The 15025-nt window shown below is 41.9% G+C and carries 14 protein-coding genes; 3 read left to right on the top strand and 11 right to left on the bottom strand.

All coding sequences use genetic code 11. From position 1 onward, the window contains the following. Positions 1 to 132 precede the first annotated feature (132 nt). The 11 genes from MUCPA_RS34530 to MUCPA_RS34480 all read right to left on the bottom strand — a co-directional run bounded on the left by MUCPA_RS34530 (position 133) and on the right by MUCPA_RS34480 (position 10599). On the bottom strand, positions 133 to 1170 hold the full coding sequence (locus MUCPA_RS34530; protein WP_008513162.1) for a zinc-dependent alcohol dehydrogenase family protein: 1038 nt from the start codon (positions 1168 to 1170) through the stop codon (positions 133 to 135). 103 nt (positions 1171 to 1273) lie between these two features. Next, a complete protein-coding gene (locus MUCPA_RS34525) occupies positions 1274 to 1828 on the bottom strand; it encodes a helix-turn-helix domain-containing protein (protein ID WP_008513161.1) in 555 nt (184 codons plus the stop codon). Further along, positions 1825 to 2082 (bottom strand): hypothetical protein, encoded by a 258-nt coding sequence (locus tag MUCPA_RS34520; protein WP_008513159.1) that lies wholly within the window; start codon positions 2080 to 2082, stop codon positions 1825 to 1827. The genes MUCPA_RS34525 and MUCPA_RS34520 overlap by 4 nt, the downstream gene beginning before the upstream one ends. Positions 2083 to 2315: 233 nt before the next feature. Continuing rightward, the gene (locus MUCPA_RS34515) at positions 2316 to 3317 is read right to left on the bottom strand and encodes an MlaD family protein (RefSeq protein ID WP_008513158.1); all 1002 of its coding nucleotides are present in this window, start codon (positions 3315 to 3317) and stop codon (positions 2316 to 2318) included. Between the two features lie 6 nt (positions 3318 to 3323). Continuing rightward, entirely contained in the window at positions 3324 to 4103 is a 780-nt protein-coding gene (locus MUCPA_RS34510; RefSeq protein ID WP_008513157.1) for an ABC transporter ATP-binding protein, read from the bottom strand. Positions 4104 to 4108: 5 nt separating this feature from the next. Continuing rightward, entirely contained in the window at positions 4109 to 4879 is a 771-nt protein-coding gene (locus MUCPA_RS34505; protein WP_008513155.1) for an MlaE family ABC transporter permease, read from the bottom strand. A gap of 43 nt (positions 4880 to 4922) precedes the next feature. Next, a complete protein-coding gene (locus tag MUCPA_RS34500; protein ID WP_008513154.1) occupies positions 4923 to 6575 on the bottom strand; it encodes a L,D-transpeptidase family protein in 1653 nt (550 codons plus the stop codon). Further along, positions 6575 to 8179 (bottom strand): oleate hydratase, encoded by a 1605-nt coding sequence (locus MUCPA_RS34495; RefSeq protein WP_008513153.1) that lies wholly within the window; start codon positions 8177 to 8179, stop codon positions 6575 to 6577. The genes MUCPA_RS34500 and MUCPA_RS34495 overlap by 1 nt, the downstream gene beginning before the upstream one ends. A 65-nt stretch (positions 8180 to 8244) precedes the next feature. Continuing rightward, entirely contained in the window at positions 8245 to 8904 is a 660-nt protein-coding gene (locus MUCPA_RS34490) for a BON domain-containing protein (protein WP_008513150.1), read from the bottom strand. A gap of 276 nt (positions 8905 to 9180) precedes the next feature. Beyond that, positions 9181 to 10026 carry a CHAD domain-containing protein gene (locus MUCPA_RS34485; RefSeq protein ID WP_008513149.1) on the bottom strand — a complete coding sequence of 282 codons (846 nt, stop codon included), beginning with the start codon at positions 10024 to 10026 and terminating at the stop codon, positions 9181 to 9183. Positions 10027 to 10116: 90 nt separating this feature from the next. Continuing rightward, positions 10117 to 10599 (bottom strand): DsbA family protein, encoded by a 483-nt coding sequence (locus MUCPA_RS34480; RefSeq protein ID WP_233276821.1) that lies wholly within the window; start codon positions 10597 to 10599, stop codon positions 10117 to 10119. Positions 10600 to 10962: 363 nt separating this feature from the next. Here MUCPA_RS34480 and MUCPA_RS34475 point away from each other — a divergent pair, with 363 nt between their 5' ends. The 3 genes from MUCPA_RS34475 to MUCPA_RS34465 all read left to right on the top strand — a co-directional run bounded on the left by MUCPA_RS34475 (position 10963) and on the right by MUCPA_RS34465 (position 14977). Further along, complete coding sequence (locus MUCPA_RS34475; RefSeq protein WP_008513147.1) at positions 10963 to 11823, top strand: universal stress protein; 861 nt, start codon at positions 10963 to 10965, stop codon at positions 11821 to 11823. 4 nt (positions 11824 to 11827) lie between these two features. Continuing rightward, the gene (gene mgtA, locus MUCPA_RS34470; RefSeq protein WP_008513145.1) at positions 11828 to 14365 is read left to right on the top strand and encodes a magnesium-translocating P-type ATPase; all 2538 of its coding nucleotides are present in this window, start codon (positions 11828 to 11830) and stop codon (positions 14363 to 14365) included. Between the two features lie 210 nt (positions 14366 to 14575). Then, the gene (locus MUCPA_RS34465; protein WP_040626835.1) at positions 14576 to 14977 is read left to right on the top strand and encodes a hypothetical protein; all 402 of its coding nucleotides are present in this window, start codon (positions 14576 to 14578) and stop codon (positions 14975 to 14977) included. The last annotated feature ends 48 nt before the right edge of the window (positions 14978 to 15025 follow it).

Below are 15025 nucleotides of genomic sequence, written 5' to 3'. Positions count from 1 at the left end.
TTGAAATTTACGTTATTTTTTTGACATTCAGTGTTTTATTAAAGACATCATTGCATGAATCGAGCCTGCTTATTATTTGTCGGCGGTGTCATAGCGTTTATGAATAGCCGATCGTTTAAAAACGGCCTCACATTACATCACCAATACGGCAGCCCCACGTATCTTTCCGCCCCTGACCGCAGCTAAGGCTTCATTTGCCTCATGCAATGGAAAAAACCTGGTTTCTGTCTTTAACTTAATTTCGGATGCCATTTCAAAAAATTCTTCCCCGTCTTTACGGGTCAGGTTAGCCACAGACCGGATAACCCTTTCTTCCCACAATAGGTCATAAGCAAAGGATGGAATATCGCTCATATGTATGCCTGCGCAAACCACACTGCAGCCTTTATCAATATCCTTTAGTGCTTTAGGGATAAGATTTCCTACCGGTGCGAAAATAATTGCGGCATCCAGCCTGACGGGAGGTGCAACACTGGAATCACCGGCCCAAGCGGCACCCAGCCGCGTTGCAAATGCTTGAGAGGCGATATCGCCATCACGAGTGAAAGCATATATTTCTTTTCCCTGGTGCAATGCTATTTGTATCAGGATATGGGCTGCCGCGCCAAATCCGTAAAATCCCAATTGTTTAGCCTGTGCCCCAATCATTTTATAAGACCGATAGCCGATAAGGCCTGCACAAAGCAGTGGCGCAGCCGCAGGAATACCATATTGGGCAGATAAATGAAAACAATATTTCTGAAATGCAACGGTGTATTCGGCATATCCCCCATCAATTGTATAGCCGGTAAAAAGGGCATTCTCACAGAGGTTCTCCTGGTCCCTCATGCAGTATTTACAATACCCACAGGTATAGCCCACCCATGGAACGCCAACCAAATCGCCTGTTTTAAATTGTGTAACGCCGCTTCCAGTTTGAACAATGGTACCGATAATTTCATGACCTGGGATAAGTGGGAGCTTGGGATCAGGGAGCTCACTATCCATAATATGCAGGTCGGTACGGCAAACGCCACAGGCAATTATTTTAATGAGTACCTGCTCTGCTGCAGGAACAGGCAATGGAAGTGTTTTACTTGTTAATGGCTGGCCCGCAACTTCCATTACCATGGCTTTCATGGTTAACGGCAATGGTTGCTGATGGCTGCCGACTGAAAGATTACTTGTCATTGTTATCCTGATTTGTTATACAAAACTCACTAATTCCATAGCTTAAATGTTATGTAATTCAACCAATTAGTTACATTATTCACACTTTAGAAATAACCTTTTTTTATCCGGCTTGCCGATAATTCTCAATGCTGGATTTTTTGAAATCAGAAGGGGTTATACCGGTGATTTTTTTAAATTGATTGCATAAGTGGGCAACACTGCTATAACTCAACTTGTAAGATATTTCCGTCAGCGAAAGCTTATCGTAAACCAGCAGTTCTTTCACACGTTCAATTTTATGGCTGATCATATAATGTTCGACATTGACCCCTTCTACTTCAGAAAACAGATTGGCCATATAGGTATATTCATGGTTCAGTTTTTTACTTAAGTAAACTGAAAAATTTATACCTAAAGGCTCATTTTCATAATGTATCAACTCAATAATGACCTTTTTGATTTTATCGATGAGCATGCTTTTTTTGTCATCCAATACGATAAGGCCGAACTTTAGTAACCCGGTTCTGAATTCATTCAATTGGGTATTAGTAAGGGGATCTGTAACTTCGACTTCCCCTAATTTAACTACCGTATGATGCAAGCTCATTTTCTTTAGCTGTTCCTGCACGACCATTTTGCAGCGAATACAGACCATATTCTTGATATAAATCTTCATCGGGTCGCTGGAATGAAGTTAGGGTTGTCATTAATTTCAAATTCTTCCTGGTGAATAAAAAATTTATTGTCGGCTTCCCAATCGAGCGTAACTTTATATTTCCCATCTCGAAAGCCCATTAAGGGTATTTCAACAAGATTGCTTGCTTTGCTATCCAGTAATAATTGTTTTAGCGGAAAATTGGGCCATCCGGGCATAATGATCTGGGCATGACCTTTAACCGGGTGAGTGAAATTAAATTTTAACGTTTTCATAGGTGATTGAATTGAATTGGTAGTAAAAAATATTAACTCCAAATTCAATATATTTACCTGTTAAATAAGTGATCTTCGACACTTATTTGAGTGATCTTGATTATAGATTGCTATTCAAGCGGTGGGAGAATGATCGATAACTAAGATACCATACATTATCGCCTCGTTAAGAGGTACTTAACAACTGATCATCTCCACGGTTCGTGATATAGTTATCTAAACATACAACATCTCTATTTCATAGTCTGGCGGTTAATGCTATCTTTTTGTTGCTTTTTTGCTTGCGTTTTAAAATAGCCACGCACTAGAAAATTATGCTTTAAAGCTTGTACGATCTGATTGAAGCCATCCGTCCCTTTTTGGACATTATCCATACTGGCATTAAGTTTTTCAGTGATCACAGAATCACGCAAAAGCGCATGCAGTGGCCCCTTGCCGTATGCCAGATCATGATTGATATTACCGGCCATACTATTGAGTTGACCGGTCATCTTATCCGCATTATCACTGGCTGATCTGAGCTTAATTACAGCGATATTTAAATTCCCCGCAAAGGCAGTATCGCTTAACAGCAAACCGGCGGCTCCTTTACCCTGTTTGAGATGAATTACTATTTGATTGAGACCATTAGTCATGTCGCTGGCATTACTGCTGGCATTGTTGATGTTTTTTAATGATGATCTTAAGCTGATCCCGATATTTTTATCGTTCAGGACATTAAAGATGGCGCTGGTATCTAATTTTAGAACAGTAGTTTTTAACACTTCTGATATTGTCGCAATATTGTTATTGGTCTTTGAAAGCGTCTGTAGCATTTGATCCATACTGGCCAGTTTTTGAGCGGCCAGCAAATCTCCGCTTTTGACTACCGGGCTGTTTGGTTTTACCGGCTGTATATTGATTACCTTATTCCCCATCAATCCCTCTGTACCGATGGCCGCTTCTGCGTTCGTATGGATATAGGCCGTTACTTTGCTGTCGATAAGCATACTTACCTCTATGGTGGTGTCATTAACAATGTTTATACTTTTCACCGTTCCAGCCTGTATGCCAGAGAAAAGCACATTATTACCTTCCATTAAGCCGTTTAAATTGTTAAAACGTGCTTTTAGCACAAACCCGCTTCCAAACATACTGGCATTATTTCCGATCATATAAAAGGAAACTATCATCACGATTAAGCCGGCTAATACAAATACGCCCAGCTTGATATTATTTTCACTTTGTTTTGCCATGATCTATTATTCAAAGAATTGTTTTATTTTTTCATCAGCTGAATGTGCGAGCTCATCATAAGTACCATCCGCGTAACACTTACCTTCTAATAGTAAGATCACCCTGTCTGCTATATTTTTGACGCAGTTCATATCGTGTGAAATAACAATGGAAGAGGTATGGTATTTCTTTTGCAGTTTCAGGATCAGACTGTCAATCTCCCTTGAGGTAACCGGGTCGAGCCCGGTGGTGGGCTCATCATACAAAATGATCTCCGGCTTCAGGATCAGGGTGCGGGCAAGCGCTACGCGCTTAAGCATTCCTCCGGATAATTCTGCGGGCATCATATCAACCGTGTTTTTCAAGCCAACATTCTCCAGTGCTTCAGATACCATCTGGTTTACCTGTTTTGGTGTAAGATCGATCCAGTGCCTGCGTAATGGAAATTCCAGATTTTCACGGACAGTCATAGAATCATAAAGAGCATTGGCCTGGAAAAGGAAACCGATCTTGGTTCTGACCCGGTCCAGCTCATCAGGGCTTAACCCGGGTACGTTGTCACCGAATACCAGTATTTTGCCGCTGTCTGGTTTCAACAGCCCGATAACGCATTTAATGAGTACGGATTTCCCTGCACCCGACTTTCCCAATACGACTACGTTTTCTTCCTGATGCACCGTCAGGTTGAAATCTTTCAACACCACATTCTTTCCAAATTTTTTAAACAGGTGCTCAATGACGATCACCGGCGCTCCTTTAGCCACATGATCTTCAGGGCTTAGTTCATCTTTTGCTGCTGTTGCCATACCCATTAATTTAAGCCTAATATGTTTGTGAACTGAACCGCCAGGAGGTCGATAATGAATATGAGGACAGAAGATAATACGACGGCAGAATTGGCTGAAACGCCAACACCCTGTGTCCCCTTGCTGGAGTTGAACCCTTTATAACAACCGATGATGCCCACCGCGAAACCAAAGAAAAAGGTTTTGGTAATCGCCGGTAAAATATCGCTGAAGCTCAGGCTTTGGAATACCTGTGTAAAAAAGAAATGCAAGCTGGTTACGGAGCTGAGGTTGACCCCAATATAGGCTCCGAATAAGGAAATGGCATCGCCCAAAACAGTTAAAATTGGAAGCATTAAGGTTGTTGCCAATACGCGGGTAGCTACCAAGTATTTATAAGGATTTGTGCCACTCACTTCCATAGCATCTATTTGCTCTGTTACTTTCATCGAGCCCAATTCAGCGCCGATGCTGCTGCCTATCTTCCCGGCAAAAATTAAAGCGGTGATCACCGGCCCAATCTCTCTCACAATGGCTATACCTACCATAACCGGTAGTTCTGACTGTACGCCATAACTTACGAGCGAGGGCCGCAACTGCATGGTTAATACCAGGCCCATGATGAAACCGGTAAGGCCGATCAGCGGAAATGATTTATAGCCAATGGTATAACACTGGCCGAGCAGTTCCTTAACTTCAAACCTGGGCCTTAGCCCATGTGAAAAAAAGTGACCGGTAAATTTGGCCATGCTACCTGTTTCATCTAAAAAACTACGTGTATCTTCGATTAAAGCCATTTTGTTATTTTTAATATTAGGGTATCTATGACCATTTCATATGCTAATTTGTCTCGTAAAATCCTTCACCGGAAATGATCATGCGGGCAAGCCGGTCATCAAGGCTATAGATATCTTTTCTAAAGTTTAGCAATCCCCTTCGATCAGTAAAGGCCGTGAAATAGGTAATAAAGACAGGAACTTTATGCTCCAAGCTCACATACTGTTCTTTACCAGAATTCATAGCCCGCTTAATTTTGATCCCACTCCATTTATTATGGTTTTTGAGCAGGAAAGCGGCCAATTTAGCTGGCTCCATAATACGGATACAGCCATGACTAAAATCCCTGGTTGTTTCGCCAAATAAAGATTTTTTAGGAGTATCATGTAAATAAATATTGTAGCTGTTGGGAAACAGGAATTTCACCAGACCGAGTGAGTTCTCCGGTCCGGGCTTTTGCCTGACTATTGGAAGCCCTTCTTTGTAGCCGGTAATCTCCATCTGATGCCGCAGAAGATAATCAGGTGATTTTTTAAGGCCGGGAACAACCTCGGCTCGCACGATACTTTGCGGTATGTTCCAATATGGACTGAAAACAACATATTTGATTTCCCCGTAAAAAATGGAAGTTTGATGAACCTTCTGCCCTACAACTACGGGACAGCTCCATAAAAGGCTATCTGCATGGTATACATGGAGGGTAAATTCAGGGATATTTACTGCCAGGAAATCGGCATTCAGCGACACAGGTAACCAGCGGGCTCGCTCCATATTAACAAGAATCTGTTTGATCCGGATTTTTAATGGCACATTCATCGCCATTATAGTTTCTTTATTCAACCGTCCGCTGGTATCCAGCCCGTTCCTGTATTGGAATTGCTTCACCGCGATTATCAGATCGGCATCGTATGACTCATTGAATGTATCGCCCTGAAAATCCTGTAGCCTGAGTAAACGGATTTTGATTTCTTTTATGGCTGCAGAAGTGTCGCCTGGTTTTAAGTTTACACTTTTAGTATCGACGGGTTTCCATTCATCCGCAGCATCCAACGAGCGGTATATCTTTAAGAAATGCCTGAGCAATTCATATTGCCGGTAAACCGGTTCATTGGCGGAGAAAGATTTAGCTGGGGCTTTTAGTAGGCTATCTAAATATTGATCGTAGGCTATTTTTTTTCTTGGCACATACCATCGCGATGAGTCACTTGCGGAAGTTCCCATGCCCTGCCAGGCAAGCCGGGAGAATGCAAAGTATTGCGAAGTAAGCATGAGCTCCAATATAACATCAGGCCTTATTTTACCCGTACTTATATTAATTCCGTATAACAGCGAGTCCAAAACTGCCTGGTAAGGGAGGATTTTATAAACGCCATCGTTTTTAAGATCCATAGTTCGGTTCGACAAGTTGTCTGCTTGCTCGATTAACCGGCCATCCTCAAACCAGGCAAAAGTAAATTTTCTTTTGCTATAAAATTCCTGCACAAGATCTTCGTAGGAGTTTAAATCCGGGTATTTTTCAAAAAAAACTTTTACTTGGGTGCTGTCAAAATATTCTTTTGACTGGGCACTGAAATTGCCGGGAATGGTTTGGTTCCAGTCTGTCGCTAATGAGTCTTTTTTAGCAGGCGTTTTACCCTGCTGAGCGCAGGCATCGATGAAAAAGCTGATAAATACCAGGATAAGGTAAAGGATTTTTGCCTGTCGGTAATTGAACATTATGAAATCATGGTTTTCATTGCATCAAACAATACATCAATATGATGATCGCCCTTATACATTGGAATCGTTTTTTTATCGAGTTCCAATAATCCGTAAACTGCGGTCTGCGCAGTTCTTACTGAATATTCTACGGTGAATACCACGTCGTCGGGCACTTCTGCGAACTGCCCGATAAAGGCCATGTTTTCCGATATTTCTGGTATAACCTGCGGCCTGTCGCCCGGTGCCCGTATTAAAAACTGACTGGTGATGTACGGCAACATGCAGGGAATGCAGTTAGCGGTTTTCAGTAGCCGGTCGTTTAACGTGTCAAATTGAAGGTGGGAAAATAATTCGGTCAGTATTTCGGTACCGGTACAGTCGGCCATTTTCTTTTTTACAAAGTTTCCCTCATTATCGGGGAACAAGCCATACCCCCAAAAAACGGTCACGTCATCAGGCTGGCCGATGAAATGAGGCTGGTAGGCTAAAACAATTGACATCAGCCAATTGGAGTCCTTAAAAGTTACCAGGCCGCCGGTTCCGGCGTCATTGCCCGAAAACGTTTTCATCCGTTCAAAAAAGTCTGTACCCTGGCAAGTTACCGTAAATGATTCCCATTTTGATTCATCGACATGGTTGTCAAATACCGAAGGATGACCGAATTGGTCACTGTGTTTTGCAATGGCTTCCCATAATTTCCAGCTGCCGTCACGTTTATCAGTAATGAGTTCGGGGGCAGCATGCATCGATCCTAAACTTGAATCAGCAGTCATTGAGCCAATGGTTACCAGTACCATATCGTTTACGCCAATCTTTACAGATTTCTTTTTTCCGCCATCAATTAAATGAATTTGCTGCACGGTCAGCTTTTCGCCCGTTAATGAGAAATCCAGATCGGTTACGCTGACACCTATTTGAAAATGAACGCCCTGCTGTTTTAACCAGTTGATTAACGGCTTGGCTAAAGAATCAAATTGGTTATAGGGCGTCCTGTCTACGCCAGCTAAAGTATTGATCCGTTTAAACTCATGGATAAAACGATGTAGATAACGTTTAAACTCCACAGCGCTGTGCCAGGGCTGAAAGGCGAACATGGTATCCCACATAAACCAGAAGTTGGTCTTGAAAAATTCCGGCGCAAACCATTCATTGATGCGTTTGATGCCCAAATGGTTTTCGCCTACAGCCATCATCTCGATCAGATCAAGTCTGTCCTTATTGCTAAATCCCATTGACGAAACATCTAATATATGGCCGTTTTCCACTACCCGGGCCTGTGAATGGGTTTTAATGTTCCGGTTGAAGGCCTTAATTTCATCCAGTACCATGATGCCCGGATCGGACAGCGATGGAATAAATGAAAAAAGATCATACGTACACAGGTAGCTGAAATTCAGCATCCTGCCGCCACGCATCACGTAACCATCTTCCGGGTTACCTGCACTATCAAGACTGCCGCCAGCAACATTCAGCTCTTCGTAAATTATGATATTATCAGGATTAATTTGGCCATCTCTTATGAAATAAGCAGCACTTGCTAAAGATGCGATACCGCCGCCGATAAGATAGACCTTCCGGTGTTGAGTCGGGTTAACCCGTTTTTTATTTAGATTATTCATTAATAGCGGTCGAATTAAGTTTTGATAGAAACTAAGATTAGCAGAATCCGTAATGCATGGCCTGACTATTTGATATCACCAATAATTAGCTCATTATTTACTACACATACGCCAGGGGCATTCCAGGCCATCTTTTCAGCTACATCTCTTTGATAGAAAGAATGAACGGTACCCTTCAAGGTGACTTTATTCCCTGATACACAGACTTGAATATCCTGGTTATTCAGTGCCCAGTTGCGTGCGATCGCCTGTTCAATTTCCTCTTTTTCAATATCGTCAGGATTATCGGTTTCAATTTCAATATGGTTGGTAAGCATTTTGATACCTTCAACAATACTCGCCGACTGTTGCGCCGCTTGCTTCTGATGGTTCCACTCCAGCTTACCATCAAGTGTAACATGCCCATCTTCAACTTCAATTTGTACGCTATCAACCGGAATGTCCCTGTTTGCTTTTAAGGCACTTAATACCCCCATAGCGATTTCGGCATCGCTTTTTTCATCATCCGCATTCAACTGAATTTCAATTTTTTCCACCAGTGCTTTAACACCGTTTACTTTTTTGGTGGTGTTCACAGCTGCTGATTTCTTAATAAAGCTATCGACAATTCCTGAAAGCGTAATGATACCCTCATTAGCCTCAACGGCGATTTTAGTTTGTTTAAGCAAAGGCTCCCACTTAATGGCTTCGATTACGTCGATCTGTAGTTGACGGTTAGTTTTCATTGGCGTAAGGGTTAATCAAGTTCTTAACAAATGCTGATTTTCAATTGGTCATCTGCTATCAGGTAAATCGGCGTTAAGTGATTTTTTTCGTTCCTGGTAGTCATCACATGGTTAATCTTGTTTAATGTCAGTTGACTATCACTATACAAATCTGATGGCTTTCAGGTATTTAATTGTTATTCAATTCTTACTATTAGTTACATCATTCACACTTTTTGGAGAAGGCGGGGGGGGGATAGGTTATTAGCATCAGCATCAAACTGATTACATGAGCGGTCACTTTACCGGTGATGCCAACGGTAGGATGGAAGCGGTGATTTTTTGTATTTGATCATAAACTTTTTCACGAATGCTGGTTCTTTCATTCATCCATTGAGTTTCAATATTTCGCAGCACTGCTTTTTCATCGTCGTTAATTTCAATATCCGTACATTCCGCATGCAGACAGTCGATCGCAACATTCATGTCATGAAAATCCCCCAAAATAATGGTAAATGAGTCCATTTGCGCTGGCGTTGACAGTAAAGCAAACGATGACAATGTGCCAATATCTGTGGGGATGTAAGGGGATGTGTATAATAAATTCTTCAATTCCTTTCTGATTTCATGTAATGCTACATCGGTAGGAAATACCGGTGCAATTAATTTTTTTAGTGCGTCTTCCTTCGACGCGATAAATTTTTCGATATCTCCCTGGCTTAGATGGTGCGGTAATAAGTCCACAAGGTTTAGTTCTTCTTTTCCAAGCGACTCATGGTTGCTTATAAGTTTAGCGAGCTCCCCGACAGCATGTAGTATTTTGCCAGATAGTAAAGCCAGATAAGTTTGCGGAAGCGCCATATTTTTGGCGGTCAGAGTTTTCCGGATGCAACGCTCTTGCATCTGTAGCGTGCGGATAGTGCCTGATAGTTTATAAAGATCCGCGATATGCCGGGGAACGCAAATTGCGTGATGGTGGTCTTTTACATGCTCCATTAAATACAGGCACGCTTGTAGTTTTTTTACCTTTACGCGAAATGAGCGGATGTCATCTTCCCGAAAATGTAACCTGACCTGTTCAAAGGCCGTGTTTAACTTTTCAAATCTTTTTCTGATAATACTTTCAATTTCCTTGTGCCTCATATGTGTGATTTTAAAAAGAACCGTCCATTTTCATTTGTTACCTGTTCAGTTAAGCTATAAAAGATTGTTGCTTCATAATAACATACTTGCTTAAAGCAACTCCCTCAAATACTGAACGAGGCCACTGCCTGTCCAATCGCCATCAAACTTTTCACCATTAATATAAAAGGTGGGCGTTCCGCTTACGCCACTTCTTAATCCACTTTCAATGTCAGCGTCAATTTTTGAGATAAGTGCCTGGCTTTGTATGTCCTGCCCAAAGCGATCCATATCGAGACCAATCCGCCTGGCATAGGAAAATAGTTCATTTTCGCTTAGGTATGCCTGGTTTTGAAACAACAGATCGTACATTTCCCAAAACTTGTTTTGCAGCGCGGCTGCTTCCGCGGCCAGGGCTGCATCGAAGGCATCCGGGTGTATGTCTGTTAACGGAAAGTTCCTGAAAACAAAGACAATATCTTCGCCCATTGCCTGTATGACATTATTTACTGCCATGTAAGAATCGCCGCATGACGAACACTGGTAATCACCATACTCCAGCAGCACTAAAGGAGCCGCCTGAATTCCGAGCATGTGATCCCGTTTAGTAATCGGGTTTTTAAGGGCTGAGTTCATTGTCTGTTTTAATTGAGTGATTTAAAAAACAGGGTAGCTATTTTTAGCGTGCCCATTTCACATTCGTGTAAAATTGCGCCTATTTCAATCGATAAATATTACTGAATTCTGAAAATATGTTACATCATTCACACATCAGAGAAATGATAAACCCACCTGGTGGCTGAAAAAGAGTTTTATAAATGTGTGAATGATGTAACCAATTCCCATAGTTATATAACAAGTTTAAGGTATGACCCGGCATATTTGTGCGGACAAAGCAAATGGAAAAAAAAGACCAAGGGGCAGCTATATAAAAATTCCTATTAACGATCTAACCAAATGAAAACGATACTATTCCCGACCGATTTCTCAAAGAACGCTATCCACGCGGTTAAATATGGTTATTACCTTGCACGGCAGATAAAGGCGGATATTGTTTTATTCAATGCCGTAATTATACCGGCCGAAGCACCGCAGGCGGGATTGGTAGTGTGGCCAATGGAAGAATCTGATATACTGTTAAAAGACAGTACATCAGAATTAGTTAAACTCAAATCGTCTATTGAAAAAAGCAGGGATCAATCAGGTTTTTTACCATCTGTAAGATGTTTAAATCAAACAGGCATCTTAACGGCCGTTGTCAATGAGGTCATCTCAGGTGAGAAAATCGACCTGGTTGTTATCGGAACACATGGCAGCAGCGGAATAACTACGCTATTATTGGGAAACCATAGCAGGAATATGATTGATAGCGTCACACGTCCGCTGTTACTGATACCACCCGCAGCAAAATTGTCACCGGTTAAAAAAATTGCGTTTGCTACGGACTTTAAAAATCCCGAAGGTGATATTTTATCAATTTCTGTATTGGCTGAACTGGCTACGCCACTCAACGCTGAAATAATACTAACACACATTTATGAAGAGGAAGATAAGAAACCCGAATTTCAGCAATGGATCAAGCGGTTTGTAAAGGAGCTCCCCGAAAAGGTACATTTTTCAAATATTAAGTACAAAATGTATAAAAGTAACGGTGCGCAGTCAGGTCTGGAATGGCTCTGTAACAACGGTCGGGTCGATATGCTCGCCATGGTACATCGCTCACATAATTTTATTGATAGTCTTTTCAGGGGAAGCGAGACACAAAAAATGGCACATCAGATACCAATTCCTTTGTTGGTTTTTCCAGATAGAACCTAAAATCATGGGAACGGATCAATACAAAGCCTTTTGGCAATTTAGCCAGGAGGCGGCTTTCAAAATGTTGAACACCGGTGAATCCGGCCTGGAGGAACAGGAAGCTGCCAAAAGAATAGGGGAGTATGGAAGCAACACGATAAAAACTAATTCCCGATATTCTGTCTTTTTTTTGTTTTTAGCTCAATTTAAAAGCCCAGTGACCATCATGCTGATCGTAGCGGCGCTACTGTCCGCGTCTTTGGGCGATGTAATGGATACGGTTATTATTTTAACGATTGTACTGATCAGCAGTTTCCTTGGTTTCTGGCAGGAAAAAGGCGCAGCAAATGCCGTAAAAGAATTGCTGAAATTAGTACAGTTGCATTGCGATGTTTTACGTGGCGGAAAGAAAAAGGAAATAACGGTGGAAGAAGTGGTACCGGGTGACCTGGTTATCTTATCCGCAGGCGATCTTATTCCGGGTGACAGCTTATTGATAAACTCCCGGGAATTGTTCGTTGACGAGGCCGCCTTTACAGGTGAAACCTATCCTGTTGAAAAACTTTGTGGTGAACTGCCTGTCGATACCCCACTCTCTAAAAGAAGCAATGCTTTGTTTATGGGTTCCCATGTCATCAGTGGTAAAGCAACAGCCCTGGTAATTAAAACTGGCGTTCAGACAGAATTTGGCAAGATTTCCCTGGGCTTACAATCTAAAGCACCCGAAACAGATTTCGAGAAAGGCATACGTAAATTCGGCTATATGCTCATGCAGATTACCTTGTTAATGGTGCTGATCATCTTTGCGGTCAATGTGTTTTTACATAAACCTGTGCTCGATTCTTTTTTATTTTCCCTGGCGCTGGCCGTTGGCCTCACCCCGCAGTTATTACCTGCAATCATCAGTGTAAATCTGTCTACAGGCGCAAGGCGTATGGCGAAATTGCAGGTGATCGTCAAACGGCTTTCGGCTATTGAGAACTTTGGTGCCATGAATATCCTTTGTTCGGACAAAACAGGAACAATAACAGAGGGAAAAGTAAATCTGAAGGATACCCTGGATATTAATGGGGTGCACAGCGACAAGGTAATGCAATATGCCTGGCTTAACGCTTCCTTGCAGCAGGGATTTCATAATCCGATTGACGAAGCCATAGCTTCAGGTTATAAGGGACCACCGAATACCTTTAAAGTCCAGGCAGAAATCCCTTATGATTTTATCCGCAAGCGATTGACGATACAGGTAAACAACGAAACACAAAATATCGCTATCACCAAAGGAGCTTTAAAAATTATCTTGTCCATTTGCACACAGGTTGAAACCAGTGACGGAAAAATTGGTCCCATCGAAGACAAAAAAAAGTCGATACTCCAGCAATATGACAAGTTAAGCGAAGCCGGCCTGCGTACCTTGGGAGTTGCCTATAAACCCGGCGAAGCCGCTCATGACTTTACCCGGGAGGACGAAAAGGAAATGACTTTTTTGGGTTTTGTGACCTTGTTTGATCCGCCCAAAGCACATGTAGCTGAAATTTTAAGCAACCTGAATAAGCTTGGGGTCGGGCTAAAGATCATCACCGGCGACAACGCCCTGGTAGCAAAAAGCCTTGCATTACAGATCGGTATTAAAAAACCACAGATACTGACCGGAGCCGCATTGCAAAAAATGAGTAACGCAGCCCTGATCCATCAGGCCCCGTTGACGGATATTTTCGCGGAAGTAGAGCCGAATCAAAAAGAACGGATCATTGTTATGCTCAAAAAGGCCGGGAAGGTAGTCGGCTTTATGGGAGATGGCATCAATGATGCCACGGCGTTGCATACTGCAGATGTGGGAATCTCTGTAAATACAGCGGTTGACGTGGCCAAAGAAGCGGCAGACATTGTATTGTTGAGCCAAGACCTGGATGTGCTGACAAAAGGCATTGTTGAAGGCCGGCGGACCTTTACCAATACCATGAAGTATATCTTTATGGCTACCAGCGCCAATTTTGGAAATATGTTTAGCATGGCCGGAGCTTCGCTTTTTCTGCCATTTTTACCTTTGCTACCCAAGCAGATCCTATTGACCAATCTGTTAACCGACTTCCCTGAAATGGCGATATCAACCGATAAGGTTGATGAGATCAATATCCAATCGCCGCAACATTGGGACATGCGTTTTATCAGGCGTTTCATGCTCACCTTTGGCCTGTTAAGTTCCGTGTTTGACTACGTCACTTTTGGTATTCTATTATTATTTCTGCATGTAAAGGAAAAGACGTTTCAGACAGGATGGTTCATCGAGTCAGTCATATCTGCCATCCTGATTGTATTGGTTGTACGGACCAGACTACCCTTCTTTAGAAGCATGCCTGGCAGATATCTGTCGGCTGCGACTGCTTTTGTTTTACTTCTGGTATTAGCACTACCTGCCACACCTTTAGCATCGTTATTTGGGTTTATTAAAATACCTGTAACACTATATGGCTGGATGCTGTTGGTCGTCATTTGTTATGTAGCAGCAGCAGAACTTGCCAAAAGATGGTTTTACAGAAAATTAAATAAAGGAACCGCAAAGTAAATATGGCAGTTGCCTGGTTTGTTCTACTTAAAGAGTTGGCCCATTTAATCAATCCTCTTTTTAATGTGTGAATGATGTAACTTTTAAAGTTATTGATGTAATACGCCTTTCCTAGACTATACTCACATTTGAATATATTAAACAGTGTTGATCTTCTTTAATATCGTTGTCGCCTTTAATGATTCTTACCATATACTTTATTATAAAACAATGCTGTTGACCGAAGTTTACAAACCCGCCATTTATTCAGTAAGGCTCCCATTAGATAATAAAAACCGAGAAGTTACAGATGAGACGATCCCGAAACCTATAATTCTTTATACACCCGATAGTGAACCCCAGGAGGAAACACAAACTGCCTTATCCACATTTAAAATATTCACGATAAAGTTTAATTACTTAGCGCTGATACATCACACTAAAGTGATGAAGGTAAAATATGGAAGTAGTAATCATATTTACAAAGTTGTGTTTTTTAGCATATTAAGCCCTGGGGCATCAATTTGTTGGTTTGAACATTTGCCCCATAACTGGGTAAGTCTTTTAGGCAACGGTATGGATTATGGTTTAAAGGAGGCCATAACCGCCGCCATCGAAAATCAGGAAGAATAAGCTCGAAACAAAAGCTAATAGCTGAATCCTCTTTAAGGGTTAAAACAG

This window comes from Mucilaginibacter paludis DSM 18603 (genome assembly GCF_000166195.2).
Lineage (GTDB): Bacteria > Bacteroidota > Bacteroidia > Sphingobacteriales > Sphingobacteriaceae > Mucilaginibacter > Mucilaginibacter paludis.
This window is presented reverse-complemented; position numbering and strand designations above follow the sequence as displayed.

Coding starts and splice junctions, on each gene's coding strand:
- MUCPA_RS34530 (WP_008513162.1), bottom strand. CDS start 1,170: ATGACAAGTAATCTTTCAGTCGGCAGCCATCAGCAACCATTGCCGTTA.
- MUCPA_RS34525 (WP_008513161.1), bottom strand. CDS start 1,828: ATGAAGATTTATATCAAGAATATGGTCTGTATTCGCTGCAAAATGGTC.
- MUCPA_RS34520 (WP_008513159.1), bottom strand. CDS start 2,082: ATGAAAACGTTAAAATTTAATTTCACTCACCCGGTTAAAGGTCATGCC.
- MUCPA_RS34515 (WP_008513158.1), bottom strand. CDS start 3,317: ATGGCAAAACAAAGTGAAAATAATATCAAGCTGGGCGTATTTGTATTA.
- MUCPA_RS34510 (WP_008513157.1), bottom strand. CDS start 4,103: ATGGCAACAGCAGCAAAAGATGAACTAAGCCCTGAAGATCATGTGGCT.
- MUCPA_RS34505 (WP_008513155.1), bottom strand. CDS start 4,879: ATGGCTTTAATCGAAGATACACGTAGTTTTTTAGATGAAACAGGTAGC.
- MUCPA_RS34500 (WP_008513154.1), bottom strand. CDS start 6,575: ATGTTCAATTACCGACAGGCAAAAATCCTTTACCTTATCCTGGTATTT.
- MUCPA_RS34495 (WP_008513153.1), bottom strand. CDS start 8,179: ATGAATAATCTAAATAAAAAACGGGTTAACCCGACTCAACACCGGAAG.
- MUCPA_RS34490 (WP_008513150.1), bottom strand. CDS start 8,904: ATGAAAACTAACCGTCAACTACAGATCGACGTAATCGAAGCCATTAAG.
- MUCPA_RS34485 (WP_008513149.1), bottom strand. CDS start 10,026: ATGAGGCACAAGGAAATTGAAAGTATTATCAGAAAAAGATTTGAAAAG.
- MUCPA_RS34480 (WP_233276821.1), bottom strand. CDS start 10,599: ATGCTCGGAATTCAGGCGGCTCCTTTAGTGCTGCTGGAGTATGGTGAT.
- MUCPA_RS34475 (WP_008513147.1), top strand. CDS start 10,963: ATGAAAACGATACTATTCCCGACCGATTTCTCAAAGAACGCTATCCAC.
- mgtA (WP_008513145.1), top strand. CDS start 11,828: ATGGGAACGGATCAATACAAAGCCTTTTGGCAATTTAGCCAGGAGGCG.
- MUCPA_RS34465 (WP_040626835.1), top strand. CDS start 14,576: ATGCTGTTGACCGAAGTTTACAAACCCGCCATTTATTCAGTAAGGCTC.